At 72.3% G+C, this 26,172-nt stretch carries 23 protein-coding genes; 17 read left to right on the top strand and 6 right to left on the bottom strand.

Annotated features, from left to right (window positions below):
* Positions 1 to 25: 25 nt before the first annotated feature.
* Positions 26 to 1,285 carry an MFS transporter gene (locus tag QSK10_RS31030; protein WP_285666980.1) on the top strand — a complete coding sequence of 420 codons (1,260 nt, stop codon included), beginning with the start codon at positions 26 to 28 and terminating at the stop codon, positions 1,283 to 1,285.
* On the opposite strand, the gene QSK10_RS31025 is transcribed toward QSK10_RS31030, so the two are convergent.
* Positions 1,212 to 1,679: a pentapeptide repeat-containing protein gene (locus QSK10_RS31025; RefSeq protein WP_285666979.1), complete on the bottom strand. Its 468-nt coding sequence runs from the start codon at positions 1,677 to 1,679 to the stop codon at positions 1,212 to 1,214. The two genes, QSK10_RS31030 and QSK10_RS31025, sit on opposite strands and share 74 nt — an antisense overlap.
* A 768-nt stretch (positions 1,680 to 2,447) precedes the next feature.
* On the bottom strand, positions 2,448 to 3,224 hold the full coding sequence (locus QSK10_RS34350) for a GbsR/MarR family transcriptional regulator (protein WP_432705387.1): 777 nt from the start codon (positions 3,222 to 3,224) through the stop codon (positions 2,448 to 2,450).
* Between the two features lie 226 nt (positions 3,225 to 3,450).
* Here QSK10_RS34350 and QSK10_RS31010 point away from each other — a divergent pair, with 226 nt between their 5' ends.
* The 4 genes from QSK10_RS31010 to QSK10_RS30995 all read left to right on the top strand — a co-directional run bounded on the left by QSK10_RS31010 (position 3,451) and on the right by QSK10_RS30995 (position 6,725).
* On the top strand, positions 3,451 to 4,659 hold the full coding sequence (locus QSK10_RS31010; RefSeq protein WP_285666978.1) for a cytochrome P450: 1,209 nt from the start codon (positions 3,451 to 3,453) through the stop codon (positions 4,657 to 4,659).
* Positions 4,660 to 4,664: 5 nt separating this feature from the next.
* Positions 4,665 to 4,856 (top strand): ferredoxin, encoded by a 192-nt coding sequence (locus QSK10_RS31005; RefSeq protein ID WP_285666977.1) that lies wholly within the window; start codon positions 4,665 to 4,667, stop codon positions 4,854 to 4,856.
* 59 nt (positions 4,857 to 4,915) lie between these two features.
* On the top strand, positions 4,916 to 5,599 hold the full coding sequence (locus QSK10_RS31000; RefSeq protein ID WP_285666976.1) for a DUF4097 family beta strand repeat-containing protein: 684 nt from the start codon (positions 4,916 to 4,918) through the stop codon (positions 5,597 to 5,599).
* Positions 5,600 to 5,675: 76 nt separating this feature from the next.
* Positions 5,676 to 6,725, top strand: a complete 1,050-nt coding sequence (locus QSK10_RS30995; RefSeq protein WP_285666975.1) for an aldo/keto reductase — start codon at positions 5,676 to 5,678, stop codon at positions 6,723 to 6,725.
* Positions 6,726 to 6,789: 64 nt separating this feature from the next.
* On the opposite strand, the gene QSK10_RS30990 is transcribed toward QSK10_RS30995, so the two are convergent.
* The 4 genes from QSK10_RS30990 to QSK10_RS30975 all read right to left on the bottom strand — a co-directional run bounded on the left by QSK10_RS30990 (position 6,790) and on the right by QSK10_RS30975 (position 11,336).
* Positions 6,790 to 8,307, bottom strand: a complete 1,518-nt coding sequence (locus QSK10_RS30990; protein WP_285666974.1) for a glycoside hydrolase family 71 protein — start codon at positions 8,305 to 8,307, stop codon at positions 6,790 to 6,792.
* Positions 8,308 to 8,433: 126 nt separating this feature from the next.
* Positions 8,434 to 8,715 (bottom strand): hypothetical protein, encoded by a 282-nt coding sequence (locus QSK10_RS30985; RefSeq protein ID WP_285666973.1) that lies wholly within the window; start codon positions 8,713 to 8,715, stop codon positions 8,434 to 8,436.
* Positions 8,716 to 8,877: 162 nt separating this feature from the next.
* Positions 8,878 to 10,080, bottom strand: a complete 1,203-nt coding sequence (locus tag QSK10_RS30980; RefSeq protein WP_285666972.1) for an ATP-grasp domain-containing protein — start codon at positions 10,078 to 10,080, stop codon at positions 8,878 to 8,880.
* Positions 10,080 to 11,336, bottom strand: a complete 1,257-nt coding sequence (locus QSK10_RS30975) for an ATP-grasp domain-containing protein (protein WP_285666971.1) — start codon at positions 11,334 to 11,336, stop codon at positions 10,080 to 10,082. Before QSK10_RS30975 ends, QSK10_RS30980 begins: the two co-directional genes overlap by 1 nt.
* 173 nt (positions 11,337 to 11,509) lie before the next feature.
* Between QSK10_RS30975 and QSK10_RS30970 the strand changes: the two genes are divergently transcribed.
* The 12 genes from QSK10_RS30970 to QSK10_RS34340 all read left to right on the top strand — a co-directional run bounded on the left by QSK10_RS30970 (position 11,510) and on the right by QSK10_RS34340 (position 26,145).
* A complete protein-coding gene (locus tag QSK10_RS30970; RefSeq protein ID WP_285666969.1) occupies positions 11,510 to 12,499 on the top strand; it encodes an ATP-grasp domain-containing protein in 990 nt (329 codons plus the stop codon).
* Positions 12,500 to 12,501: 2 nt separating this feature from the next.
* Positions 12,502 to 13,719 carry an AMP-binding protein gene (locus QSK10_RS30965; RefSeq protein ID WP_285666968.1) on the top strand — a complete coding sequence of 406 codons (1,218 nt, stop codon included), beginning with the start codon at positions 12,502 to 12,504 and terminating at the stop codon, positions 13,717 to 13,719.
* Positions 13,716 to 14,990, top strand: coding sequence for an MFS transporter (locus QSK10_RS30960; RefSeq protein WP_285666967.1), 1,275 nt, complete (start codon positions 13,716 to 13,718; stop codon positions 14,988 to 14,990). Before QSK10_RS30965 ends, QSK10_RS30960 begins: the two co-directional genes overlap by 4 nt.
* Positions 14,987 to 15,883, top strand: a complete 897-nt coding sequence (locus QSK10_RS30955) for an SDR family NAD(P)-dependent oxidoreductase (protein WP_285666966.1) — start codon at positions 14,987 to 14,989, stop codon at positions 15,881 to 15,883. The genes QSK10_RS30960 and QSK10_RS30955 overlap by 4 nt, the downstream gene beginning before the upstream one ends.
* The gene (locus QSK10_RS30950) at positions 15,880 to 17,337 is read left to right on the top strand and encodes an amino acid adenylation domain-containing protein (RefSeq protein WP_285666965.1); all 1,458 of its coding nucleotides are present in this window, start codon (positions 15,880 to 15,882) and stop codon (positions 17,335 to 17,337) included. Before QSK10_RS30955 ends, QSK10_RS30950 begins: the two co-directional genes overlap by 4 nt.
* Positions 17,334 to 17,582, top strand: coding sequence for a phosphopantetheine-binding protein (locus tag QSK10_RS30945; protein WP_285666964.1), 249 nt, complete (start codon positions 17,334 to 17,336; stop codon positions 17,580 to 17,582). The genes QSK10_RS30950 and QSK10_RS30945 overlap by 4 nt, the downstream gene beginning before the upstream one ends.
* A complete protein-coding gene (locus QSK10_RS30940) occupies positions 17,579 to 18,892 on the top strand; it encodes a flavin monoamine oxidase family protein (RefSeq protein ID WP_285666963.1) in 1,314 nt (437 codons plus the stop codon). Before QSK10_RS30945 ends, QSK10_RS30940 begins: the two co-directional genes overlap by 4 nt.
* 18 nt (positions 18,893 to 18,910) lie before the next feature.
* The gene (locus QSK10_RS30935) at positions 18,911 to 20,596 is read left to right on the top strand and encodes a class I adenylate-forming enzyme family protein (RefSeq protein ID WP_285666962.1); all 1,686 of its coding nucleotides are present in this window, start codon (positions 18,911 to 18,913) and stop codon (positions 20,594 to 20,596) included.
* Positions 20,593 to 21,957: a KamA family radical SAM protein gene (locus QSK10_RS30930; RefSeq protein WP_285666961.1), complete on the top strand. Its 1,365-nt coding sequence runs from the start codon at positions 20,593 to 20,595 to the stop codon at positions 21,955 to 21,957. The genes QSK10_RS30935 and QSK10_RS30930 overlap by 4 nt, the downstream gene beginning before the upstream one ends.
* Complete coding sequence (locus QSK10_RS30925; protein ID WP_285666960.1) at positions 21,957 to 22,550, top strand: TIGR03086 family metal-binding protein; 594 nt, start codon at positions 21,957 to 21,959, stop codon at positions 22,548 to 22,550. Before QSK10_RS30930 ends, QSK10_RS30925 begins: the two co-directional genes overlap by 1 nt.
* A 79-nt stretch (positions 22,551 to 22,629) precedes the next feature.
* Positions 22,630 to 23,970, top strand: a complete 1,341-nt coding sequence (locus QSK10_RS34345) for a peptidoglycan-binding domain-containing protein (RefSeq protein ID WP_432705386.1) — start codon at positions 22,630 to 22,632, stop codon at positions 23,968 to 23,970.
* Positions 23,971 to 24,273: 303 nt separating this feature from the next.
* Positions 24,274 to 26,145 (top strand): thioesterase domain-containing protein, encoded by a 1,872-nt coding sequence (locus tag QSK10_RS34340; RefSeq protein ID WP_432705385.1) that lies wholly within the window; start codon positions 24,274 to 24,276, stop codon positions 26,143 to 26,145.
* The last annotated feature ends 27 nt before the right edge of the window (positions 26,146 to 26,172 follow it).

The raw sequence follows: 26,172 nt of genomic DNA, 5'->3' as shown, positions 1-26,172 counted from the left end.
AGCCCGGCGGCCAGAGGCTTGACGCATGTCACCTCGCAGGTCCTCCCCGCACCACGGCGGATTCCCCGCCGTCCTGGCCGCCACCGCGGCCACCTTCACCGTCGTCACCGCCGAGATGCTGCCCGTCGGGCTGCTCACCCCCATGGCCGACGAGCTCGGCGTCGGCGAGGGCGCGGCCGGCCTGACGATGACCCTCCCGGGCCTGACCGCCGCCGTCGCCGCGCCCCTGATGGTCCGCTTCACGCGCGGCGCCGACCGCGGCCGCGTCATCTGGTCGCTGATGCTGCTGCAGGTCGCCGCGAACGTGATGGCCGCGTGGGCGCCGAACCTCCCGCTGATGCTGGTGGCCCGCGTCGGCGTCGGCGTCTCCATCGGCGGCGTGTGGGTGATCGCGGCGACGCTGGCGCCACGGCTCGTCCCGCCCGCCTCGGCGCCACGCGCCAACGCGCTCGTGTTCAGCGGCGTCGCGGCCGCCTCGGTGCTGGGCGTGCCGATGGGGACGCGCCTGGGCGACCTGGTCGGCTGGCGGTGGGCCTTCGGCGCGGCGGCGGCGATGGCGCTGCTGGTCGTCCTCGCCCTGGTCCTGCTGCTGCCGAAACTGCCGCCGGTGCCCGCCGCGAGCGGCGGCAAGGCCCACGGTCTCGTGTTCGCCCTGGCCGTCCCGGCGCTGCTGGTGAGCGGCCACTTCGCCGCCTACACCTACGTCCGGCCGCTGCTTGAGGACGCCGGCGCGCACGGGATCAGCGCGCTGCTGCTCGCCTACGGCGTCGCGGGCGTGATCGGCAACTTCGTCGCCGGGGTCCGCGTCGCGAAGGCGCCCACCCGCGCCCTCGCGGTCATCATCGTCGCGCTCGCCGCCGTCATCGCCATCGCGCCACTGGCCGGCGGAACGGCCGCCTCGGCGCTGATGCTGCTGGCCTGGGGCGTGTCCTACGGCGGCGTGTCGGTGGGGACGCAGACGTGGACGCTGCGTGTGGTCCCCGGCTCGCGCGAGACCGTGGCGGCCGCCTACACCTCGGTGTTCAACCTGGCGATCGCCTCGGGTGCGCTCGTCGGCGGCCTCGCCACCGACCACGCCGGAGTGCCGACCGCGATGTGGCTCGGCGCGGGCCTGGCCGCCCTCGCGGGCGTGGCCCTGGCCACCCGCACGCTCATGGCGCGCAGGAGCAATGTGGACGGTGGCGCGGCGGACGGGCTTGCGGCGGATGGAGTCAGGCCGGGCACGGCCACTCGGCCGGAAGCATCGCCTGCTCCAGCCGAGCCCCTTCACAGCGCACACCCGTGACGGTCGCCCCGCGCAGATCGGCCAGCCGCAGGTCGGCGCCGGTGAGGTCGGCCGCGGTCAGGTCGGCCTCACGGGCGTTCACCGCGAACAGGACCGCCCCCGCGAAAGCCGCGTCGAAAGCGTGCGAACCCTCCAGCGAGGCCCCCGTCAGGTCGGCCTCGCGGAGGTCCATCTTGGACAGGCTGTAGCCCGCCAGATCGCAGAAGGACAGGTCCTCGCCGCCGTGATCGGCGGTCTCCGACAGGTCGCAGGTGCGCATTTCTCCCGGCGGCCCCATCGGGAGGCCCACGAACCTCATCGGCGCCGACGCGAACGCCGAGCCGAAGGTCGATATGGACATCGCTATGGACATGGTCCCGACGGTGAGCCAGCGGCTCACCACCCCACCGCTCATGACACCCCACCAAGACGCACCCGTGACAAATGGATCTTAAGCACGAAATCATGATCAACTTCGCGAATCGGGCGGCGCGCCGGAGACAACGATGGACAGGTTTCGCGCGGGGTGGGGGCGACGGCGAGCGCGATGGGGTGGCGGGGCGGGCGCGGACGGTCGGCGAGCCCGCCGGGAGTGGAGCCGAGGGGCCGCGGCGAACCCGATGCGCCGGTGGCGGGTTTCCGGCCGTGCGGGCACCGATGCGACGCCGGTCGCCGAACACGGCCCGGCCGTTACCCCGCACCGGCCGAGTTGCCTCACCGGCGGCGAGCACGCCATCCGGCCGTGAGTGGCCGGAGCCCGACGGCGGATTCGCGACGCTTCCGCACCCGCGCGAGGGCAATGGTCACGGCGGATCACCCCCACACCCGTGGGGAGTACCCGGAGGCAGTCGAGCTGTTCTTCGCGATGCGCAGCTCATCCCCACACCCGTGGGGAGCACATCGCCGCCGTGGCCAGGCCGGGCGGGGTGCGACTGGGGCCGGGCGTGTACGAGTGCAGGGCAGGCGGGTGCGGGCAGGCGTGACGGAATGCGGCCGGACGAGCGCAAGTGCGGGCGTGAGCGGGTGCAGGTGCGGGCGGGTGCGGGTGCAGGTGCGGGCGGGTGCGGGCGGGTGCGGGTGCGGGTGCAAGTGCGGGCGGGTGCGGGTGCGGGTAGGTGGGTGTGGGTGTGGGTGTGGGTGCGGCGAGCGCGATCAACTCACCCCCACGCCCGCGGGGGGCTCCTCACCCTCCCGCCCCGGCACCGTCCACTTCGCCCTCTCGCCGCTCCCCCGAAAGCCCCTCCGGCCACTCCCCCTGCCACTCCCCCGCCTCCACCAGGGACCTCTCGATCGACGCCATCATCTCCTCCGACACCTTCCCCAGGAACCGCCCGAAGCGCTCCAGACGCGCCCCCGTCGGTGTCGCCTGCCCGAACGCCCCGGCTCCGTCGATCGCGGCGTCGGCCAAGATCCTGTTCACCCGGGCCGTCTCGACGAGCGCGCGCAGCCACACGTCGTCGTCCACCACGTACCTCTCGCGCCGCCCGTCCGCGCGCTCGCGACGCAGCAACCCCTGCCCTTCGAGAAATCCCACCGCCGTGGACACCGAGGCGGGGCTGATCTTCAGCCAGGCGACCAGTTCGGCGGCGGTGAGGCTGCCCGAATCGGTGGTGTACAGGCAGGTCAGCACGCGCGCGGTCATGCGGGTCATGCCTCCGGCCACCAGCAGCTCGTTGAACATGCCGGTGAAGGCGCGGACGGCGCGGGGGTCGCGGCCGCGGCCGGGGGCGTCCGGAGCGGGCCGGGTCACCTCGGGCGCGGTGCGGCGGGCGCGGGCGATGGTGTCGGCGTGGGCGCGGGCGGCGTCGTAGCGTCCGGGACCGCCGTTGCGCAGGACCTCGCGGCTCACCGTCGACTTGGGACGCCCGAGTTCGCGCGCGATCGCGGCGTAGCTCGCGCCCTCGGCGAGGGCTTCGGCGATGCGGCGGCGCTCGGCCTGGTTCAGTCGCTCTCCGGGCATTCCCCGAGGGTACGCGTTCGCGCGCAGGCCATTGCAACCCTCGGTGAAACGGCTTCGTTCGGCGGCGGTCATTGCCGACGATTCAGCGCTTCTACCAGCAATAACACTCCAATATACGTACCCTTATATTGACATCAAACCGGGCATCGCCGTACCGTTCGAGATGTACTGAAGACCACGCGCTACGGCGTCTGCGGGGCGGGCGCCGGGAGTGAGAGGACCCGTCATGAGCGAGACCATCCCCACGGTCGCCGGGATGCCGGCCGAGCGTGCGCCCGGCTGTCCGTTCTCCCCGCCGCCGGAGCTGTCGCGGCTGGCGGAGGAGTCGCCGATCGTCCGCTCGGTCTTCACCGACGGGCACGAGGGCTACCTGGTCACCGGGTACGCCCTGGCCCGCGAGGTGCTGGCCGACAACCGGCGGTTCAGCTCGCGCCAGGAGCTGATGCACCACCCGACGATCGACTTCCGCGAGCAGTTCGGCGACGAGATCCCGCCGGGGCTGGCGGGGGACCTGACCGCCCTCGACGAGCCGGAGCACGGGCGGCTGCGCCGGATGCTGACCGGGCGCTTCACCGTCCGGCGGATGCGGATGCTCACCGAGCGCATCGAGGAGGTCACCGCGGTGCACCTGGACCTGATGGCCGAGCAGGGCCCGCCGGTGGACCTGGTGACGGCCTTCGCGCAGCCGATCCCGACGATGCTGATCTGCGAGCTGCTCGGGGTCCCCTACGACGAGCGGGACATGTTCCGCGGGCATGTGGAGAACGTCTTCGGCGGCGACGCGAGCATGGAGGAGCGCATGGCGTCCTTCAGCGCGCTCGGCGAATACAACGCGGCCCTGGTGGCCGCCAAGCGCGCCAATCCCACCGACGACCTGCTCAGCGATCTCACCGACAGCGAGATGACCCCCGAGGAGCACGGCGGCATCGCCACGCTGCTGCTGGCGGCGGGCCTGGACACCACCGCGAGCATGCTCGCCCTGGGCGTCCTGGCGCTGCTGGAGCGGCCCGAGCAGGCCGCGATCATGCGCGATGACCCCGAGGCCGTGCCGGGCGCGGTCGAGGAGCTGATGCGGTACCTGTCGATCGCCTCGCCGATCCCCCGGGTGACCCTCGAAGAGGTCGAGCTGGGCGGCCAGGTCATCCCGGCCGGGACGACGCTCATGGTCGCGGTGAACGTCGCCAACCGCGACGACGCGCGCTTCGCCGATCCCGGCGCGCTGGACCTGCGGCGGCACGCCGCCGGGCACCTGGCCTTCGGCCACGGCGTCCACCAGTGCCTGGGCCAGCAGCTGGCGCGCGTGGAGATGCGGGTGGCGTTCCCGGCGCTGCTGCGGCGCTTCCCGGACCTGCGGCTCGCCGGCGAGGCCGTCACCCGCGCGTCCGACGCCTCCATCCACGGCCTGACCTCGATGCCCGTGGCGTGGGGCGAATGATGCGCGTGACCGTCGACCGGGACCGCTGCGCCGGTTCGGGCATGTGCGCGCTGACCGCGCCGGAGGTCTTCGAGCAGGACGGCGAGGGGCTCGGGACCGCGCCCGACCCGTCGTCCTGGGCGGAGCACGCCGAGGCCGCCGCCGAGGCGGCCGGGCTCTGCCCGGTCGGCGCGATCACCGTCAGCACCGGCCACTAGCCTTCCGATGATCAAGCGGGCGCCACCCCGGCGCCCGCCCCATCCCTCCAGGAGTCCCGATGCAGACCTTCCCCGCCGCCGCGCCCGTGCGCCTCGTCGTCACCGCGCCGGTGGCCAACCTGGCCGTCCGCGCCGGTGACGCCGCCGAGGCCACGGTCGAGGTGCGCCCCAGCGACCCGGGCCGTTCCCGCGATGTCAAGGCGGCCGCCGAGACCACAGTGACCGGCGGCAACGGCGAGGTCGTGGTGACCGCGCCCAAGACGGGCGCGCTGAAGAAGCCCGGCTCGATCGACGTGACCGTCACCCTCCCGCTCGGCTCGCACGTGCAGGGCGACGTCGCCCTGGGCGTCCTGCGCACCGAGGGACGGCTGGGCACCTGCGTCCTGGCCAGCGAGGTCGGCCAGATCACCGTCGACGCGGCCGAGACCGTGGACCTGCGCTCCACCACCGGCCACATCACCGCCGGGCACGTGGCGCGCGGCGCGAAGGCGCTGACCGTGACGGGGAACGTGCGCATCGACGAGGTCACCGCCGGGGAGGTCGAGGTCGAGGTGACGCACGGCAGCGCGTCGGTCGGCGTGTCGGCCGGGTCCAGCGTGGAGACCGACCTGTCGATGGCCATGGGCCGCGTCCGCGACAACGTCCACCGCGTCACCGGTGGCGAGCCGGTGCGCGTGCGGATCGAGGTCCAGATCGGCGAGATCCACCTGCACACCGCCGTGTCCCGCACCACAGGCGTTTGACCTAGACCTCGGTCTAGCTCCTAGGGTTCGTCCCGACCGGTGGTGATCGCCACCGGCGGGACAACTGGGAGTCACCATGCGTTACCGCGTCCTCGGCGGCACCGGGATCGAAGTCAGCGCCTACTGCCTGGGCGCGATGATGTTCGGGTTCATCGGCAACCCCGACCACGATGACTGCGCACGCATCATCCACTCGGCGCTGGACCGGGGCATCAACTTCGTCGACACCGCCGACATGTACTCCACCGGTGAGTCCGAGGTGATCGTGGGCAAGGCCCTCAAGGGGCGGCGCGATGACGTCGTCCTGGCCACCAAGGTCCACTTCCCGCTGGACGACGGCAAGACCGTCAACCGCAGCGGCAACTCCCGCCGCTGGATCATCAAGGGCCTGGAGGACAGCCTCCGCCGCCTGGACACCGACTACATCGACCTGTACCAGATCCACCGGCCCGACCAGCGCACCGACATCGAGGAGACCCTCTCGGCGCTGACCGACCTGCGCGCCCAGGGCAAGATCCGCGCCTTCGGTTCCTCGACGTTCCCGGCCGAGCGGATCCTGGAGGCGCAGGTCGTCGCCGACCGCCGCGGCCTGGGCCGGTTCCGCACCGAGCAGCCGCCGTACTCGATCCTGTCGCGCGGCATCGAGACCTCCGTCCTGCCGACCCTCCAGCAGCACGGCATGGGCGCCATGGTCTGGAGCCCCCTCGCCTTCGGCTTCCTGACCGGCAAGTACCGCAAAGACCAGCCGGTGGACCTCACCAGCGGGCGCGCCGCGATCAACCCGGCCCGCTTCGACCCGTCGCTGCCGAAGAACGCCGCCAAGTTCGAGGCCGTGGAGGCCCTCATCGAGCTGGCCGACTCCATCGGCCGCTCGCTGGTCGAGCTGGCGATCGCCTTCACCATCACCCACCCGGCGGTGACCTCGGTGATCCTCGGGCCGCGCACCATGGAGCAGTTCGAGGGCCTCATCGCCGGGGCGGACCTCGTGCTGGACGACGCGGTCCTGGACCGCATCGACGAGATCGTCGCCCCCGGCACCAACCTCTACGACGTCGAGTGGCGGCCGGAGTCGCTGACCAGCGCCCGCGCCCGCCGCCGTCCGCTGGACGAGCGCGCCGCCGCCTGAGACGGGACGAGGGGATCGCGGGCGGCGGTGGGGAGCCGCCGCCCGCGATCCCCTCGGGGCTCCCCTACCGGGAGCTGCTCACCGCGCTGTACAGCATGTCCTGCACGGTGAACTGCGACTTGACCTCCCACGGCGACGTCGCCGTGCACACCGTGACGCCCGAGCGGGCCACCACGGCCGAGTTCAGCCCGTAGGCCAGCGGGAACAGCTTCGACGTCACCCCGGCCGGTGCCGAGTAGGCCGCCGCGGCCTTCCCGCCGATCGTGGGCGTCACCGTCGCCGCCGCCTTCAGGAACGTCAGGACCTCGACGCTGTCCCTGGGCGTGCCGCCGTTGGCGCGGACCACCTGGAACTTCGTCTGCGTGCCCGAGCTCGGCTTCGCCGCGGCGAACTGGTTGCGGTGCACCAGGTACGTCACGTCCCGCACGATCGCCGGGTAGGCGCCGGTCTTGAAGCGCGTCAGGTAGTAGGACGACAGGTCCAGCCACACGCCGCCGTTGCGCACCGACGGCGAGAACTGGTGGTTCTCCGAGTAGTCGTTCCAGGTCATCAGCTGAACCCAGTCGGCGCCGCCGTCGATGGCCTTGGTCCAGCCGCGGCGGAGGTTCTCGCTGTTGTTCGCCTCGTAGTAGTTGCCCTGGCTGGGACGGCTGTCCTGCGGGGACAGGCTGGCCATGAACTTCACGCCCGCGTTGTGCGCGGTGGCGATCTTCGTGGGCAGCGAGTCCTGCAGGGCCGGGGTGCCGTACTCCATCTCGGAGAAGCCGTAGGCGACCGACTTGAGCTTGTCGAAGGTGGCGTTGAAGTTGAGCGTGAACGGCACCAGGGCGACGTTCTCGGCGTACTTGTTCGCCATCTCCGTCTTGAACGACGTCCACCAGGCCGCGTCGTGGTTCTCGGCCTTGAAGGGCGCCACGACCAGGCGCCCGTCGGTGAGCCGGTAGGTGGAGGCGTCCTTGAACAGCGGGCTGATGGCGTCGGCCAGCTGGACGGGCGTCAGCGACTTGATCGTCCCGGCGTTCATGTCCGGCATGATGACGATCTTGAAGTCGGGATCGACCTGCTTGGCCGCCTTCATCAGCCGCAGCAACGTCTGCCAGTGGTAGCTGGTCTGGTTGACGCTGAGGAGATCGACGGTGAAGCCGTCGAGCCCGGCCTGGACCGCCCGGGTCACCTCGGTGACGGCGTCGGCGTACTGCCAGTCGCCGGGCAGCACGCCGCGCGGGAGGGGCCGGTCGCGCAGGTAGCCGCCGTAGGCCTCGTGCGGGTAGACGGTGGTGTCGGGAACACCGTCACCGTCGGTGTCCTTCTGGTAGTCCTCGCCCTTGGGGTTGAGGTACTCGTTGACGTAGTAGTCGCTCGCGCCGTCCTTGTTGTCCACCGAGATGCGGAACTGGGTGAAGTAATGCGCGAACACCTTCTTCCCGCTGGCCTCCAGGACGTCCCGGGACGGGAGGTCGAAGGGCAGCGGGCTGGCGGCCGCGACGGACGCCGGGGCGTCCTGCGCGGTCGCCGCGGCGGTCGGTACGGCCAGCAGCGGCACGGCGAGGGCCGCGACCGCGATGAGCCGGATCGGACGCATGGGTCTCCTTCATGAGGGGATGCCCGGTGATGATCACCGGGCGCGCGCATCCTATCCAGCCTGTGTCCTAATCGGACTAACTGCGGCAGAAACCCGCCAGTGTCAGGAAAGACCCGGTACAAATCGTCACAGCCGGTACCCGTCGTAGACATAGAGGTGATGGGTGCCCATGTCCAGCCGCCACCAATGGTTACCGGCCGCGCTCACACATTCGCCGTCGACGATCTGCGGCGTGGAGAAGCGGACGCGGACCGGGCTGCCCCCGGCGGGCAGCGCATGGGCGGGAGTGTTGACGCGGAAGCGCATCCAGCGCGGCTGGACGGGACCGCATCCGGTCGTCCGCACCGGCGCGCTCCCCGCCAGCGCCCCCAGGCACAGCAAAGTGATCATGACGCGGTACATCGGCATCGCCCCGTTTCTGCTGATCTCACCGCTTTCCACACAGCTTGACACAGAACAGAAACCTCGTGGGGGCACCGGATCCGGAACCGATCCTCCCAGGTCCGGCCGCCGCGCGCCGCCCCGGACGACGAAAAGTCCACTGTGCGCACATTCGCGCACAGTGGACGGTCACACCGGCTCGGCGCTCACCCGGAAGTCGCGCGCGGTGGCCTCGATCGCCGCGGCGACCTCCGCCGAACTGGCCCCCCGGAAGCGGAAGCGCCCGCCGACGTGCTCGTAATAGGCGTCGGCGGCGGGCAGCACCTCACCGGGACGCAGGATCCCCTCGGCGTAGGGACCTGGCACGCGCCCGGTCATCGACGTGACACCGGTGATGCGGCAGGGACGCTCCTCGGGCGCGGGGACCAGCAGCCACCCGCCGATCTCGGCGCCCAGGTCACCCGGCGGCGGTGGCGGCACGACGTCCATCTGCAACAGGAAACCGGTGCGCATCAGGTCGTGGCCGTGCACCTCCCGCCACAGGAACGGGATCTCGGCTCCCCCGACGCGCGCGCCCACCTCCAGGAACGCCACCCCCTCCGGCCCGGCGAAGACCTCCAGGTGGAAGACCGTCGGCCGCGAGGTCAGCGCGGCCATCGCGTCCCGGGTGAAAGCGGCGATAGTCGCGATGAGCGCGGCGTCATCGACCTCGACCGAGCCGAGCACGTCCCCGGTACGGAAGCCCACGCAGGTGTTCAGGTAGCGCGAGACGCGCACGCACTCCACCTCGCGCCCGTCGAAGTGCCCGTCCACGTGCAGGATCGCCCGGGAGTCGAAGGCCTGCGCCAGGAACGGGCCGTCGGTGTCCAGGTCCAGCCCGGCCACCGCGCCCGGACCGTCCACGATGGACACGCTCTGGCTGGCGCTGCCCACCCGCGGCTTCACCACCACCGGCCAGCCGCGCGCCTCGCCGAAGGCGATGACCGACGCCGCGTCGGGCGCGGGCGCGAAGTCCGGCACCGCCAGCCCCGCCGCCGCCACCCGCCGGGCCATCACCAGCTTGTCGCGGAAGGGCAGCAGGTCCTCCGGCGTCGGCCCCGGGCAGTCCCATTCGGCGCGCAACTGCGCCGCCACCGTCAGGTCGTCCTCCTTCAAGGCCACGATCGCCACCGGATGACCGTGCTCCACAGCCAGCTGCTTGACCCGGTCGGCGACCGCCGGGAGATCGTCGGTGGCGGCCACGATCGCGATCCCGGCCGCGCTCGCCGGCACACCCGCGACGCCGACCTCGGTGGTCACGTAGGTGACGGCGTACAAGGCGTGGTCGAGGTAGCGCTCGTACTCGGCGTAGCGCGCCAGCCAGCGGTGCACGACGACCACGTGCGGGCGCATCAAGACTCCGCCAGCTCGTAGAAGCCGGGGCCGTCCAGGTAACGCAGGGTGCCGAAGTCGCGGTCGACGATCTCCTCCACCGGGTGGCACAGGTTGACGATGAACGGCGTGGTCATGTCGTCGACCGTGCGGCGCAGCCGCCCGCCCGGCCGCACCTGCGGCCGCACGTCGAACAGGCTCTCCAGCCGCTCCACCTCGCCCAGCAGCGGATAGGACACCAGCTCGGCGTCCCGGGTGGACACCATCAGCGCGGTGACGAAGTGCTTCTTGAGCTCGTAGTCGTCCTTCCACCGCGCGGCGAAGCGCTCGGGGCGGACGTAGGCGTCCACCAGCCACTCCTTCTGCGCCTCGCCGATGCACTCGGCGGCGTAGAAGGGCGTGTCGAACCCGGCCATGCGCGCCCCGCCCTCGACCAGGCAGGGCCCCTCCGGGGTCAGCTTGATCTCCAGGTGCGCCGCGCCGTGCGCGATGCCCAGGGCGTCGAGGACCTCCAGGGCGTAGGGCACCACCGCGTCCTGCGCGGCGCCGTGCCTCGGGAGCAGCCGCACCCCGCAGCTGAGGTCCGGGATCCCGTTGGCCGAGAGGTTCTCGTACTTCCACAGGTCGGTGACGTGGTGCTGCCCGTCGCGGCTGACGGTGTTGACCACGTACTCCCCGCCCCACAGGTACTCCTGGGCGACCACCGCCCGGTTGGGCTCGGAGAAGACGTTCTCGGCGGCCAGGATCCGGTGGTAGGCGGCCACCGCCTCCTCCGGAGTGTCGCAGAAGGACACACCGTCGCCGGCCGCGCTGCGCACCGGCTTCACCACGATCCGCCCGCCCAGCTCACGGTGCCAGGCGGCCAGCTCATCGGGTCCCGGCACCAGGATCTGCCGCGTCGCGCGCAGCCCCGCCGCCCGCAGCGTCTCGATCTGCACGTACTTGTCGCGACGGGCGGGACTCAGCGCGGTCCCGTTGCCCGGCGTCCCCATCGCCTCCGACAGCGCGTCGGCCAGCTCCACCCCCAGCTCGCCACCGGCGATGACCGCCTCGGGCGCGTAGGCCGACAGGGCCGCGACGGTGGCCGCCAGGTCCCCGTCGTGGGCGATGTTGGCCTCGTAGGGCGACAGGTCGAAGGGCGCGGCCCGGTACACCAGCGGCGGATCGGGGGTGCTCTGCACCCGCACCACCCGGTACCCGGCCTCCCGGAAGGCCGGCGCCAGGCGCCGGTTGGGCGCGTACACATCGACGATCGCGACGTGCTTCTGCGTGGTCATGGGGTCGGCCCTCCACGGTGGACGGTTCTTGCGACCCGGCGATGATCGCGCCGCCCCCCACAGATCGGCCACAGATCGGCCACGCCCGGCCACCTGCGCTTTCGCAGTGGATCTGTGGCGCCCGTTGCCAGACTCGCCCGGTCCGTCACCCGCGTCCGCCGAATGGGGAATCGATGAGCGAGTCACGTCTACGGCGCCTGGTCTGGCTGTTCCCGGACCGGGAGTCCACCCGCAACAACGCCAAGTGGAGCGCGGCCTTCTGGCAGACCTACGCCGAGGTCGCCAAGGAGCTGGACCTGTCCTGGGAGCGCGTCGCGCCCGAGGCGGTCACCGTGGACGCCCTCGACGTCCACGACGTGAAGGTCTACATCGACGGCGAGCGCGTGACGCCCGAGGACACCGTGTTCCTCACCTCGCTGTACACCCTCGCCTACCAGATGGGCGACGCGTTCACCCAGTACACGCTCTACTCGGTGCTGGAGCACGCCGGCTTCTACCTGCCGCACCCGCCGGAGCTGGCGGCCACGGTCAACGACAAGCTGGCCACGATCCTGCTGCTGAAGGACTCGCCGGTCCCGCCGATCCCGACGGTCCGCATCGGCACCGGCCGCGACCTGATCTACGACGAGTACGTCTCCTCGATCGCGGGCCTGACCTATCCGGCGGTGGCGAAGCCCGCCGGGTGGGGTTCCTCGCGCGGGGTGAACCTGGCGCGCGACGACCACGACGTCCGCGGTCTGCTGAGTCTGGCGCAGGGCGGCGACACGACCCTGGTGTTCCAGCCGTACCTGGGTTCGGGCACCGCCGACTTCCGGGTGTTCCTGATCGACGGCGAGCCGCTGGGGGTGCTGCTGCGCGCGCCCGGCGACGGTGCCCTGTACCCGCAGTTCTCCACCGGCGCGAAGGTCGCCTGGGTGGACATGCCGAAGGAGCTGGCCGAGGCCGTCCCGTACTTCGCGGCGAAGGTCCCGGTGCCGTTCCTGTGCGTGGACTTCCTCTTCGACGGCGAGCGCTTCTGGCTGTCGGAGATCGAACTGGACGGCGGCATCATCTGCCCCGATCCCACGAACCCCGAGGCGGTGCGGACGCAGCGGGAGCTGATCGCGGCCCGTTTCGGCGCCTACCGCGACGCCCACACGCGCTTCTTCCGAAAGGACGCCTAGCCATGAGCGGTTTCTCCTCCGGGTTCCCCGGCGCGCGGGACATCGCGCGCGACATCCTGAACCGGCTGCGCTCGGTGCCCGACCTGGCCGACCGCTACACCGACGTGGTCACCCTGGACAGCCTCGAAGACCTGGTGCACGTGCCGGTCATGCAGCGCGACGACATCAACGTGGCGCTGGCGCATCTGAAGCCGCGGGCGCGGGAGGGCGCGACGTGGATGTTCCAGAGCGGCGGGACCACGGGTTCGCCGAAGCTGGGTTTCGCGCCGACGGGCCTGTACATGGCCGAGGTGCACCAGCAGTGGAAGCCGATCGGTCCCGATGACCTGTTCGTGAACGGGTGGAGCGCGGGCAAGCTGTGGGGCGGTCACTACCTGGTGGCGGCCTACGCGGACCTGACCGGCTGCACGGGCGTCCCGCTGGGTTCGATCGGCAAGCACGAGTACGACGACTGGTTCGGGTTCTTCATCGAGCGCGGGGTGACCGCGATCGGTGGTTCCCCGAGTGGTCTGCGGGCGCTGTTCGGGTACGCGCGGGAGAACGGGATCAAGCTGCCGGAGCTGCGTTCGGTGCTGTGGCTGGGCGAGGCCTGGCATCCGCAGCTGGACGCCGACATCCCGGCGGTGGCGCCGAACGCGCGCCGCTGGGGCCTGTACGGCTCGACCGAGACGTGGGTCCTGGGCACCAACACGCCCGACTGCCCCGACGACACCTGGCATCTGCTGCCCTCGCAGCTGGCGCACGTGGGCGCCGATCAGCTCATCGACTTCACCTCGCTGAAGCCGCACGGGCTGAACCCGGTGCTGCGGTACCAGACCGGCGACGCCGGGGAGTGGGTGGACTGCGCCTGCGGCGCCGAGGGACGCGCGCTGCGGCTGCTGGGCCGCCGCGACGGCGTGGTGAAGTTCCGCAGTGTCGGCATCGACGTGGACGCGATGATCGCCGACGTCGGCTCCTGGCCGGGCGTCTCGCGCGCGCAGCTGCGGATGAACGAGTTCGCCGACCGGCTGCCGACCCTGGAACTGCTGGTGTGCCCGGCCCGTGAGGCGACCCGCGATCTGCCCGACCGCCTGCACGAGCACGTGCTGGCGACCACGTTCGCGCTGCGGGACGTCCTGCGCACCGACCCGGCCGGGTTCAAGGTCGTGCTGGTCGACGAGCCGGTCAGCAACGAGCGCACCGGCAAGACCGCCGACCTGATCGTGCGGAGGGTCCAGTGACCTTCAAGGACCGCGTCGGCCTCGGGCGGGACTTCAACCTGCTGTGGGCCGGGCAGTCGGTGAGCCTCATCGGCGACAAGATCAACCTCTTCGTCGTCCCGACGCTCATGATCGTGGCCCTGCAGGCCTCGGCGTTCCAGGTGGGCCTGGTGAGCATGGCGCAGTACGTGGCCATCCCCGTGCTGTCCCTGGTCGCCGGGGTCCTGGTGGACCGCTGGAACCTGCGGTGGACGCTGATCGCCTGCGACCTGATCCGCTTCGCCGCGATCGCGCTGATCCCGCTGGCCTACTGGCTGGACTTCCTGTCGGTGCCGCTGATCTTCTTCAGCGTGGCCGCGGTGAGCGCCACCTCGGTCTTCTTCAACCTGGCCTACACGGCCACGATCTCCTCGATCGTGCCGGTGCACGACCGGGTGAAGGCCATCTCGAACCTGGAGACCAGCCGCACGACCTCGGAGGTGGTCGGTCCCGCGATCGCCTCCGGCCTGTACGCCCTCATCGGCGTGTGGTCGCTGGTGGTGGACATGGTCACCTACCTGGTGTCGGCCGCCGGGCTGCGGGCGATGCGTCCATACGGGACGGACAAGCCGCCCGCGCAGCCCATGTGGAGCCGCCTGAAGCAGGGCATCCGCCTCAACTGGGACGACCGGGTCCTGCGCGGCACGCTCCTGGCGACGCTGCTGGCCAACATCGGCGGCCCGATCTTCGTGACGGTCACCCCGATGCTCGCCTACCGGGGCCTGGGCCTGTCGGTGCGGACCTTCGGCGTGGTCATGTCGGTCGCGGCCGTCTTCGCCGTGATCGGCGCCCTCACCGCCCGCAAGGTCGCCGCGAAGGCGGGACCGGCGCGCATGGCGCCCTGGTCGGTGTTCCTGCACTCGGTGGTGGGCCTGGGGATCCTGGCCGCGCCGATGCTGCCCGCGGCCTACGTGCTGGGCGCGACGCTGTCGCTCTACGGCGTGTTCATGGTCTGGTACAACGTCTCCGCCTCGGGTGTGCGCCAGGAGCGGGTCAAGCCCGAGGACCAGGCCGTCTCGCACGCCGCGTTCCGCACCGCGACCTGGGGCATCATCCCCGTCTCGGTCTTCGCCGGCGGCCTCATGGTGCAGCTGATGACCCCGCACCTGGGCGACCTGGGCGCGACCCGGCTGACCATGGTCATCGGGACGCTCATCGGCACGCTCTTCGCGGCCCTGCCGATGGTGGGGACGCACGCGCTGCTCAAGCGCGAGAAGGAAGCCGCCGCCGAGGCCGAGGCGGTGCCGGCATGATCACCGGGAACAGAGCCGCCGGGAACAGAGCCGCCGGGAACAGAGCCGTCGTGCTGATCACCGGCTGCTCCTCGGGAGTGGGCCTGCGCGCGGCGGTCGCCGCCGCCGCGCGCGGCCACGACGTGGTGGCCACCGTCCGCGAGCCCGCCCGCGCCGACGACCTGCGCAAGGCCGCCGCCGACGCGGGCGTGACCCTCGACGTCCGCCGCCTCGACGTCACCGACGAGGACTCGGCGCGCGAGGCGATCGCGTCCACCGTGGACGCGCACGGCCGCCTCGACGTCGTGGTCAACAACGCCGGGATCGCCCATCCCCTCACCACCGCCGAGGTGGCCGGGGTGGCGCGGTACCGCGAGATCGCCGAGATCGGCTACCTCGGCGCGGTCGCGGTGACCTCGGCGGCGATGCCGCACCTGCGCGCCTCCGGCGGCCGCGTCCTGGCCGTGGGGGCGACCCGCGGCCTGGTCGGCGAGCCCTTCGCCGAGGCCTACGCCGGGGCGAAGTTCGCCCTGGAGGGCTTCCTGGAGAGCCTCGCGCCGGTCGCCGGGGCGATGGGCGTCGGGGTGACCGTGGTGGTCCCGGGCCCGATCTCGCAGACCGCCTTCGCGGTCAACGCCGGGATCTCCGCCGAGACCCTCTTCGACCACGCCGGGCCCTACCGGGAGGTCCTGGAGCGCTACGTCGCCCACGTTCGCGCCACCGGCTACCCCGGGGCGCAGACCGCCACCGAGGTCGCCGAGGTCATCGCGGAGGTCATCGACGATCCGGCGCCGCCGTTCCGGGTCTACACCGGCGCGTGGGCGCGCGACTTCGCCGCCGCCAAGCTCGCCGACCTGGACGGCACGGCCGTCGCCGCGCTATCGGGCGCCTGGCTGGGCGGGAGCTCGCCATGACCCCGACCACCGTCGGGGCGCCCGACCTGCTCGCCGCGGTGCGAACGCACACCGGCACCGCGATCCTCCACAATGGAGCGCCGATCGGCTACCGCGAGCTGACCGCCCGCGCCTCGGCCGTCGCCGCCGCCCTCGGCCCCCACCCGGGCGCGGTGGGCGTGTACACCTCGCGCACCCCGGAGACGGTCATCGCGCTGCTGGGCGTGCTGACCGCCGGTGGCGCGTACGTGCCGGTCGACCCGGCCTATCCCGAGGAACGGCAGGAGGCGATGCTCGCCGCCGCCGGGACCGGGACGGTCCTGGTCACCGCGCCGGGCCAGGCGCCACCGCCGGGCGCGGTCGTCGTGGACGTGCGCGGGCTCGGCGAGACCGACACCGAGACCGAGCCGTCCCCTGTGGACGGTACGGACGCCGCGTACATCCTGTTCACCTCCGGCTCCACCGGGGCGCCCAAGCCGGTGGTCACCCCGCGCCGGGCGATCTCCACGGTCACCGCCGCCCTGCGCGACCTCTTCGGCGTCACCCCCGCCGACCGGGTCCTCCAGTTCGCCTCGCTGAGCTGGGACACCTGCTTCGAGGAGATCCTCCCCGCGCTCACCTCCGGCGCGACGCTGGTCGTCGACGACGAGGCGCACACCGGCTCCTTCCCGCGCTTCCTGCGCATGACCGCCGAGCGCGGCGTCACCGTCCTGGACCTGCCCACCGCCTACTGGCACGAGCTGGTCCGGCACCTCGCCGAGGACGGCGGGACGCTCCCGGAATCACTGCGGCTGCTCATCATCGGCGGCGAGGCGGCCGCGCCGGCGCGCCTGGCCGAGTGGCACGGGCTCGGCGCCGGCGGCGTCCGCCTGCTGAACACCTACGGCTGCACCGAGACCACGCTCATCACCCACGCCGTCGAGCTCGGCGAGACGGTGGAGGGCCGCGTCCCGATCGGCCGCGCGCTGCCGCACGTCCTGGAACGCGTCACCCCCGAGGGCGAGCTGCTCATCGGCGGCCCCGCGCTGTCCCTGGGCTACCTCGGCCTGCCCGAGGCCACCGCCGCGCGCTTCGGCGGCGACGGCTTCTTCCGCACCGGCGACCGAGTGGAGCGCCTGCCCGACGGGCGGCTGCTGCACCTGGGCCGCCTCGACGGCGAGGTGAAGATCCGGGGCGTGCGCGTCGACCCGGCCGAGGTGGAGTCCCTCATCGGCGCCCACCCCGATGTCGCGGCGGTGGCCGTGACGGGCATGGCGGCGGCCGGACGCACGGTCCTGACCGCCTACGTGGTGCCCGCCGCGCACGCCGATCCCGGGGCGCTGCGCGCCTCGGTCCTGGCGCGGTTGCGCGCGACGGCTCCGGCGCACCTGCTGCCGGGGCGGCTGCGCGTGGTCCCCGAACTGGCACACACGGCCAGCGGAAAAGTCGACCGGGCGGGAACGCGCCGGCGCTACGAACAGGGAGGCGAAGCATGAACGTGGACGGGGTGATCGACATCTACCGTCGGGTGCTGGAGAGCGAGGACATCACCGGCGACTCCGACTTCTTCGAGCTGGGCGGCGACTCGCTGCTGGCGACCCGGGTCCTCAGCGGCATCGCGCGGGTGAGCGGGGTGGAGCTGTCCTTCGACGACTTCCTCCTCGCGCCCACCCCCGACGCCCTGGCGAAGCTGGTCAGCAGCGACGAGCGCCACCTGAACACCGCGGACGGTGCCCGGTGAGGGTCATCGTCATCGGCGCGGGCCTGGCCGGGCTGACCGCAGCGTCCCGGCTGGTCGCCGCGGGCGCGACGGTGACCGTCCTGGAGGCCCGCGACCGGGTCGGCGGGCGCACCCACGGCATCGAGGTCGCGCCCGGCTCCACCGTGGACGCCGGCGCGGCCTACCTGGGCGAGCGCCACACCGAGCTGCTGAAGCTGATGGCGGACCTGGACCTGGCCACGGTGCCCACGGGCATGCGCGGGGACAGCCGTTTCGAGCTCGGCCACGGCGCCGACACCCGCGCCGGGCGGTTCCCGCCGCTGAACGCGGTGGCCCTGGGCGACCTGTTCGAGAAGCTGGCCGAGGTGACCGCGGCGGTGCGCCCGGACGCGCCGTGGGCGAGCCCCCGCGCGGCCGAGCTGGACGCGATGACGGTCGCCGAGTGGGTGGAGCGGGAGGTCCCGCACGCCGACGCGCGGCTGTTCTTCCCGCTGTTCCTGGGCGAGATGATGGCCGCCGACGCCACCGACGTCTCGGTGCTGCACATGGGCTTCTACCTGCGTTCGGGTGGCGGGATCCGCTACCTGAACGCCTTCGAGGGCGGCGCGCAGGAGAGCCGGGTGGACGGCGGCGCGCACCAGATCTGCGAGCGGCTGGCCGCGCCGCTGGACGTCCGGCTCGGCGAGCCGGTGGTGGCGGTGCGGGCGGGCGGGGACGGCGTCACCGTCCACGGCACCGGAGGGAACGGCGGCGCGTACCGGGCGGACGCGGTGGTCGTCGCGGTCCCGCCGGTGCTCGCCGACCGGATCGAGCTGCCGGCGGGCCCGGCCCGCTCGACGGCGGTGACCGCGCCGGGCTGCGCGGTGAAGGTCCACCTGATCTTCGGCTCGCCGGTGTGGCGCGAGCACGGCATGTCGGGCTGGTCGGTGAACGCGCACGGGCCCCTGCTGTCCACGGTGGACGATTCGCCGCCCGGCGGCGCGGGCGTGCTGACCGGTTTCGTCACCGGCGCCGAGGCGCACCGCTACGGCGCCCTCGACCCCGCCGAGCAGCGCGCGAGTGCCGTGGCGCAGGCGCAGCGGCTCTTTCCGTTCCTGCCCGACCCGGTGGCCTTCCACGTCACCGACTGGGTCGGGGAGACCTACTCCAAGGGCTGCTACGCGGCCCTGTTCGGGCCGGGCGACTGGACGCGCCTGGGCCCTGCGCTGACCACCCCGCGCGGCCGCGTCCACTGGGCGGGCACCGAGACGAGCACCGAGTTCTTCGGGCTCATGGAAGGCGCGATCCGCTCCGGCCACCGGGTGGCCGCCGAAATCCTCTCCACCTACTAGCCGAAAAGGAGGCCGACGATGACCTCGATCGCTCCCCTCTCCGCCAGGCAGAAGCTGATGACCGAGCCGGAGCTCGGCGCGGGCAACTTCCTGGATTACGCCCTGGCGTCCAACCCCAACCGCTCCGTCCCGTTCGTCTTCACCCACCGCCTCGACCACCGCGGGCGGGTGGCCCTGCGCGGCCACAGCCTCGACGACCTGGCCGCCCTGCGCGACCGCTACGCCCGCTGGTACCACACGGCGGGCGTGCGTCCCGGCGAGCCGGTGGGCATCGTGGTGGCCGAGGGCCTGGAGCCGCTGATCCACTTCCTCGCGCTGTCGGCGCTGGGCGCGATCCCGGCGATGATCAACGACGCGATGCGCCCGGACGTGATGGTGCGCTACCTCAACCACGTCGGCGTGGTCGGCGTCGTCGCCGACGACACCACGCGGCTGGCCTCGGCCTACCGAGCCGACCCGCAGTCGCGGCCGCGGTTCCTGGCGCTGGCCGCCGAGGTGGCGTCCTTCGACGCGGCCACCGCCGAACTGCCGGAGGTGTACCCGCACCGGCACGCCCCCGACGACATCGTCGCGCTCATCCACTCCTCGGGCACCACGGGCACGCCGAAGTCCACGACCCTGGCGCACCGCCAGTTCTGGGACGGCAAGCAGCCGCGCATGGTCCGCTTCCCCGCCCAGGACTACGACCGGCTGATGTCGCTGATGCCGCACACCCACGCCGGTGGCCTCAGCTACTTCATGACCGCCACGCTGCTGGGGCTGCCGCAGGTCATCATGGGCGACTGGCGCCGCTCGGTGGTCGAGCCGGTCATGGAGGCCTTCCAGCCGACCATGATCGCCTCGTTCCCGCGCACCTTCGTCGAGCTGGCCACCGGCGAGCTGCCGGTGAAGGGCGCGGCCAGGGTCCACTCCTGGTTCAACACCGGCGACTCCGCCCACTACGGGCACATCCGCCGGCTGGTCACCCTCGGCGAGCGGCCCGCCGGGCTGATCAAGCCGTGGCTGCTGCCCTCGGAGGCCGCCGCCGAGGAGGCCGTGCCGGGCTCGCAGTTCATCGACGGCCTCGGGTCCTCCGAGATGGGCATGGCGCTGTTCGGGCAGGTCTTCACCCCGGAGTCGGCCCGCGACGACCGCTGCGTCGGCAAGGCCACCGAGGTCGTCACCGACGCCACCGTCCTCGACGACGACGGCAACGAGCTCCCGGCCGGGACGGTGGGGATGCTGGCGGTCAAGAGCCCGTCGATCACCCTCGGCTACTGGAACGCCGAGCGGCTGACGAACTCCTTCCGCCTCAACGGGTACTGGCTGACCGGCGACGTGGCCCGCAAGGAGGCCGACGGCCGCTTCTACCACCTCGACCGGACCGTCGACGTCATCGACACCGCCGAGGGCCCGGTCTACAGCCTGACCCTGGAGGAGGTGCTCATCGCCGACGTGGACGACCTGGTGCTGGACGCCTCGGTGGTCGGCGTGCCCGCCGCGGTGGCCTCCGCGCCGGTCGCGGTGGTGCTGCTCCAGCCGGGCGTCACCGTCTCGGCCGAGGAGCTCAAGGAGCGGGCGAACAAGGCGCTCACCGAAGCCGGGCTGGCGAACGTGGCGGCGGTGTCCATCGTGGACGCCTACCCGCTCGGCCCGACGGGCAAGGTCCTCAAGCGCGAGCTGCGCACGCGGCTGGCCTCGATCCTGGAGCCCGCCGCCCGATGACCACCGACGCTGCCCGGCAGCCGTACGCGTACGTCCGGACTCAGCTGGTGGAACCGGACTGGCGCAGGCTGCCGGGCTGGCGTCACGTCACCGAATCGGAGTGGCGGGACGCCCAGTGGCAGCGCGCGCACTGCGTGCAGACCCCGAAGCGGCTGCGGGAGGTCCTCGGCGGCCTCGTCGGCGAGGCCTTCTACGCCGATCTCGCCGAGGACATGGCGCGGCACGCGACGATGTCGATGCTGCTCCCGCCGCAGATGCTGAACACGATGGTCCCGGGCGGCGAGCCGTCCACCGAGGCCTTCTACGAGGACCCCGTGCGCCGGTACATGCTGCCGGTGGCCTCCGACCGCGACCCGGTGTGGCCGAGCCATCCGCTGGCGCAGCGCGACTCGCTGCACGAGGCGGAGATGTGGGCGGTGGAGGGCCTCACCCACCGCTATCCGACGAAGGTCCTGGCCGAGCTGGTGTCGACGTGCCCGCAGTACTGCGGGCACTGCACGCGCATGGACCTGGTCGGCACGTCCACGCCGCAGGTGACCAAGACGCGCCTGAGCCTGCGTCCCGCCGACCGGCAGGAGCAGATCCTGGACTATCTCAAACGCACCCCGTCGGTCCGCGATGTCGTGGTGTCCGGCGGGGACGTGGCGAACGTGCCGTGGCCGCGGCTGGAGACGTTCCTGCTGCGGCTGCTGGACCTGGGCTCGGTCCGCGACATCCGGCTGGCCACCAAGGCGCTGATCGGCCTGCCGCAGCACTGGCTGCAACCGTCCATCGTGGACGGCATGGCCAAGGTCGCCCGGCTGGCCGCCGCGCGCGGGGTCAACCTGGCGATCCACACCCACGCCAACAGCGTCCAGTCGGTCACGCCGCTGGTCGCCGAGGCGGCCCGGGCGATGCTGGACGCCGGGGTCCGCGACGTGCGCAACCAGGGCGTGCTCATGCGCGGCGTCAACGACACCGCGCAGTCCCTATTGGACCTGTGCTTCGCGCTCCAGGGCGAGGCGAACATCCTGCCCTACTACTTCTACCTGTGCGACATGATCCCCGGCGCCGAGCACTGGCGCACCTCGGTGTGGGAGGCCCAGGAGCTACAGGAGGGCATCATGGGCTACCTCCCCGGCTACGCCACACCCCGTATCGTGGTGGACGTCCCCTACGTCGGGAAGCGGTGGGCGCACCAGGTCGTGTCCTACGACCGGGAACGCGGCATCTCGTACTGGACGAAGAACTACCGCATCGAGTCGGTCTTCAAGGAGACCGAGCGGCTCGACGAGCGCTTCCCCTACCACGACCCCATCTCCACGCTGACCGAGTCGGGCGAACGATGGTGGGCCGACCGGTACGGCCGAAAGGCGGATTGATGCTCGACCTGCACCGCCGCACGCTCCTGCGCAGCGCCGACCTCGTCGCCGCGGTCGGCGCCGGGCAGTGGGACGGCCCCACGCCCTGCGCGCCCTGGACCGTGCGGGAACTGGTGACGCACATGATCCGGGAGAACCGCGGCTTCGCCGCCGCCGCGCGCGGCGAGCGCGCCGACCGGAGCCCGTGGACCTCGCCAGTGGGCCCGTCCCCGGCGGCCGACTACGCGTCCTCGGTGGACGAGGTGCTGGCCGCCTTCGCCGCCGCCGACCCGGCGCGCGGTTTCTGGCTGCCGTTCATCGACGACGGGATCGTCCACCCGTACGCGCGGGCGGTGAGCTTCCACCTGCTGGACTATCTCGTGCACGGCTGGGACGTGGCGGCCGCGACCGGGCAGAAGTGCGGTTTCGATCCCGACATCGTGGCGGCGGTGCTGGACGTCGCTCACCGCGAGGTCCCCGACGGGCCGCGCCGCCACCGGGAGCGTGCGAGCTTCCGGCCGCCGGTGGCGGTGCCGCCGGAGGCCCCGGCGATGGCGCGGGTCCTGGGGTGGCTGGGGCGTGACCCGGAATGGCACCCGTCGTCCGATTCATGACTTTCGGGTAGAAAAATCTGCGCGAAGGCCCGTCCGGTATGTCCCGGACGGGCCTTTCGCCCGCTGCTGAACTGGACGGATGCAGCGGGAGAAGCGGGTCGCCCCGCCGCCCGCGCGGCGGCCGCCCTCGGCGTCGGCGCCGGGCCTGCTGTCCCTGCAGAGCCTGGCGGGCAACCTCGCGGTGTCGCGGCTGGTCGCCGGTGGCGTCCTGCGGCGGGGTTCACGCGGTCCGGAGGTCGCCGAGCTCCAGCGGCGCCTGGGCGTGCGCGCCGACGGGGAGTTCGGGCCGGGCACCGAGAAGGCGGTGAAGGCGTTCCAGAGCGCGCACGGGCTCAAACCCGACGGCATCGCCGGGAAGGACACGCGAGCGGCCCTCGACAAGGCCGCCGCGCCCGCACCCGCCGCTCCTCCGATACCCGGGCCGGTCCCGGCGAGCGGGCCGCCGGGCACGCCCTTCGGGCCGCCGTCGATACCGCCGTTCACCGCGCCCGACGACCGCGACCTGCCCGCCTTCATCGCCGCCCGCGCCGAGCTGAAGCGGTTCCTGGCACAGGGGCACCTGCTGAAGAAGAACCACCAGCCCTCCACCGGCGTCGGCGGCTTCAACGTCGACTACGCGCCGGCCGCGAGCGCGCTGACCGCGCTGTTCCCGGTGCACTTCGAGTTCAGGGACGGCGTCCGCGAGCACACCGTCTTCCACTGGCCCGGCGGGAAGGTCACCGACCTGCCGTTCCCGATCCCCGAGGGCGAGGACCCGCGCGCCATCTCGCGCCCGGAGACCGTGCGGGACAAGGTGGGCTGGACCCAGGCCAGGCAGGACGTGTTCCGGCAGGCGTTCCGCGACCAGGTCCAGGACACCTGGAACAAGGCGGCCTTCGTGTTCCACTGCCACCACGACTGGTGGGAGACTCTGCTGGCGCAAGCGAAGGTGGTCGTCACCGACCGCACCGGCGAGGCGACGACCCCGCCGGACGTCGGCGCGTTGTGGGCGGTCATCGTGACCGCCGGGGCGAATCCCGATCCGGCCGGGCCCGAACGCAGCCACGTCGGCGCGCGCAGCGCGTCCCTGTTCGAGGAGGACCGCGACACCGCCGACGGCGCCAACGTCCTCGGCCACGAGTCGGGGCACATGCTCGGCCTGGGCGACGAGTACTTCGACGCGCAGAACGTCAAACCCGGCCGCGCCCAGCACTCCGACCTGGTGAACAGGGAGTTCGGCCACCACGTCGATCGTCAGGACGCGAAGTCCACGACCAGGGACAAGGCGCAGTCGCTGATGCTCACCCACTTCGGCACCGTCCACCCCGAGCTGGCGGTGACACTGCTGGAGGCCCTGGTCGAGGTGTCGAAGCAGGAGTGGCACCTGCGCCCCAAGCCGCCCCGGCCGATCCCGCCGGGCGGGCTGTTCCAGACCTTCTAGGGTGTGTCCTGTGGGTCTTGTGGGTGCGAGACGGTGTCGGCTGCATTTCTGAAGCTCTGTGTTCATGGCAAGCCGGTCTTCCGGCCTCGTACCGGTGTTGTACGTGGCCGGGAGAGCGGTGCAGCTAGGGGCGAAATCGGCTCGTCGCAGCCCCGCAAAGACCCGCAGGACAGGCCCTGACCGCGCTAAGTCGTCGGCGGCCGCCTTCACCCACAGCGCCAGCCTCCCCGCCGGAGTCCACCCCTTGGCCCCCAACTTGGAGTCGGCGTAGCCGCGCGGGTAGGCCGACTCGATCAGCTTCATGTGGTAGTCCAGCAGCACCAGCCGGGCGGCCCGGCCGGGCACCGGGTTCATGTCGAGCAGCTTCATGATCGACTTCCGCAGGTCGGCCTCATCGGTGCCGCCCACCCGCTCGTGGGTCCGCAGGACCGCCCGGTGCGTCGCCTCGTTGCGGTAGTCGGTGTTACCGGCCTCGAAGGCGACCCCGGGGGTCATGTTCACGTGGGACAGCGCCTTGGTCACGCCGTCCTGCGCGTAGAGCGGACGCGCGGTCGCCGGAGCGGCCTTCGCGGCGGTGACCAGGGTGTCCATCTGCGGCTCCAGCTTGGGCCGGTCCGGGTCGCGCACGGTCTTGAAGACCTTCAGGCGGGTGACCATCTCGTCGATCCGCCGGCCCATGGCGGGCAGCTCGTCGACGGCCTCGCCGACCTTCTTGCCCAGCAGCGCGGCCCGCACGATGTCCTGGTGGACGATCCAGGCCGTGCTGTGCGCGCCCATGCTCGTGCCGGGCAGGTGGTTGGGCGGGCGGCCCTCCAGCAGGACCTCGGTGACCGTCTCGTCGGCGGCCAGGACGAGGGCCGCGGCGGTGCCCGGCCGGTCGATCTCCTCGCGGTCGATGGCGTCGTGCTTGCGCTTGGGCGGGTTCGGGTTGGGCGCCTGCGGTGGGATCGGGTCGCCCTTCACGTAGGCGACTCCGCCGTTGGCCACGACGAAGCCGGAGAGCCGGACGATGTCGCCGTTGATCGTGGCGATCTCCTTGAGCAGCTTCTCCCTCCGTCTGCCGGTCTCCACGCCGGCGGTCTGCTGCTTCTGCTCCACCTGCGCGAAGAGCGCGACGATGCGCCCGTTGTAGAAGGCCACGTTCTTCGCCTTCTTCTCCGCCACGATCGGGGCCAGCGCCGCGTTGAGCGCGATCGTCGCGGTCGCCACGTCACCCCAGGCCCGCGCGATCACGCCGGGGTAGGCGGTCTCGATGGACGCCAGGTGCTGGGCGATGATCGGCGAGGTCCGGTCGGCGAGGTCCGCGCCCGGCGCGACCCAGGACGCCACGTCGGCGTCGGCCTCGGTGGCGAACAGCGCGGTCCCCTCCACGTCCCACAGCCCGAGGACGCCCTCCTGGAGCTGCGCCGGTGGCGCCGTGGCGATCGGGGCGGAGAGCATCGCGTGGTAGGCGGCCTCGCCCTTGCCCTTGCCCGCGATGGCCTTGCTGATCTGCCCGATGTTCAGGGTCGTCAGCGGCACCAGCTCGCGGTAGTCCATGAACGCGGTGATCAGGCTCTGCAGGACGGTCACCAGCCGTCCCCCCGCCGCCCCGGCCAGCTCCGCCGCGAGCGCGGCGCCCCGGGCGCGCGCGGCGTCGAAGCGGTCGCCGTGCTCGGGATGCGCGCCCGCCGCCGCCCGCGGCAGTTGCGGCGCGCGGGCGTGCCCGGGCAGCGCCTCGGTCGCCGCGACCAGCGTCAGGACGGCCGCGCGGGCCTCGGCGGGCGTCTTGCCGATGACGGCCTTGCGCAGGGCGGTGACCTGGGCGATGTTGGCGGTGGTGTGGTCGCCCATCGAGTCGCCGTGGGTCTTGGGCGGGCGGCCGATCACATTGAGCGTCTCGATCTTGTCGTGCGCGGCGTCGAGGCCGACCTGCGCGACGAGCCGCTGCGCCAGCACCGGGCGCGGCCGCCGTCCGCCGCCCATGAGGGCCGCCACGGCGGCGTTCCCGGCGGCGCGCTGGAGGCGCAGGAGCCCGTGCGCCACGGGGACGACCTCGGCGTGGTGGCTCGCGGCGGGCTGGGGCTCGTGTTCGGCTCGCTGGATGTCCCGCATGCGCTCACCCGCGTCCACCGAGGGGATGTTTCGGGCGAGGCTAGCGCGAATCACCCTTTATGCACACGTACGCGGACGTGATCCTCATATGGCGGTGAACGGGCGTCC

Origin of the sequence: Actinorhabdospora filicis, assembly GCF_030269765.1 — a bacterium.
Taxonomy (GTDB): domain Bacteria; phylum Actinomycetota; class Actinomycetes; order Mycobacteriales; family Micromonosporaceae; genus Actinorhabdospora; species Actinorhabdospora filicis.
Note: the sequence above shows the minus strand (reverse complement) of the source record. Positions and strands in the feature narration are given on the sequence as shown.

Coding starts and splice junctions, on each gene's coding strand:
- QSK10_RS30925 (WP_285666960.1), top strand. CDS start 21,957: ATGCTCGACCTGCACCGCCGCACGCTCCTGCGCAGCGCCGACCTCGTC.
- QSK10_RS30935 (WP_285666962.1), top strand. CDS start 18,911: ATGACCTCGATCGCTCCCCTCTCCGCCAGGCAGAAGCTGATGACCGAG.
- QSK10_RS30970 (WP_285666969.1), top strand. CDS start 11,510: ATGAGCGAGTCACGTCTACGGCGCCTGGTCTGGCTGTTCCCGGACCGG.
- QSK10_RS30980 (WP_285666972.1), bottom strand. CDS start 10,080: ATGCGCCCGCACGTGGTCGTCGTGCACCGCTGGCTGGCGCGCTACGCC.
- QSK10_RS31010 (WP_285666978.1), top strand. CDS start 3,451: ATGAGCGAGACCATCCCCACGGTCGCCGGGATGCCGGCCGAGCGTGCG.
- QSK10_RS31000 (WP_285666976.1), top strand. CDS start 4,916: ATGCAGACCTTCCCCGCCGCCGCGCCCGTGCGCCTCGTCGTCACCGCG.
- QSK10_RS30955 (WP_285666966.1), top strand. CDS start 14,987: ATGATCACCGGGAACAGAGCCGCCGGGAACAGAGCCGCCGGGAACAGA.
- QSK10_RS30945 (WP_285666964.1), top strand. CDS start 17,334: ATGAACGTGGACGGGGTGATCGACATCTACCGTCGGGTGCTGGAGAGC.
- QSK10_RS34345 (WP_432705386.1), top strand. CDS start 22,630: ATGCAGCGGGAGAAGCGGGTCGCCCCGCCGCCCGCGCGGCGGCCGCCC.
- QSK10_RS34350 (WP_432705387.1), bottom strand. CDS start 3,224: ATGCCCGGAGAGCGACTGAACCAGGCCGAGCGCCGCCGCATCGCCGAA.
- QSK10_RS30930 (WP_285666961.1), top strand. CDS start 20,593: ATGACCACCGACGCTGCCCGGCAGCCGTACGCGTACGTCCGGACTCAG.
- QSK10_RS30995 (WP_285666975.1), top strand. CDS start 5,676: ATGCGTTACCGCGTCCTCGGCGGCACCGGGATCGAAGTCAGCGCCTAC.
- QSK10_RS30975 (WP_285666971.1), bottom strand. CDS start 11,336: ATGACCACGCAGAAGCACGTCGCGATCGTCGATGTGTACGCGCCCAAC.
- QSK10_RS30950 (WP_285666965.1), top strand. CDS start 15,880: ATGACCCCGACCACCGTCGGGGCGCCCGACCTGCTCGCCGCGGTGCGA.
- QSK10_RS30985 (WP_285666973.1), bottom strand. CDS start 8,715: ATGCCGATGTACCGCGTCATGATCACTTTGCTGTGCCTGGGGGCGCTG.
- QSK10_RS30965 (WP_285666968.1), top strand. CDS start 12,502: ATGAGCGGTTTCTCCTCCGGGTTCCCCGGCGCGCGGGACATCGCGCGC.
- QSK10_RS30990 (WP_285666974.1), bottom strand. CDS start 8,307: ATGCGTCCGATCCGGCTCATCGCGGTCGCGGCCCTCGCCGTGCCGCTG.
- QSK10_RS31025 (WP_285666979.1), bottom strand. CDS start 1,679: ATGAGCGGTGGGGTGGTGAGCCGCTGGCTCACCGTCGGGACCATGTCC.
- QSK10_RS31030 (WP_285666980.1), top strand. CDS start 26: ATGTCACCTCGCAGGTCCTCCCCGCACCACGGCGGATTCCCCGCCGTC.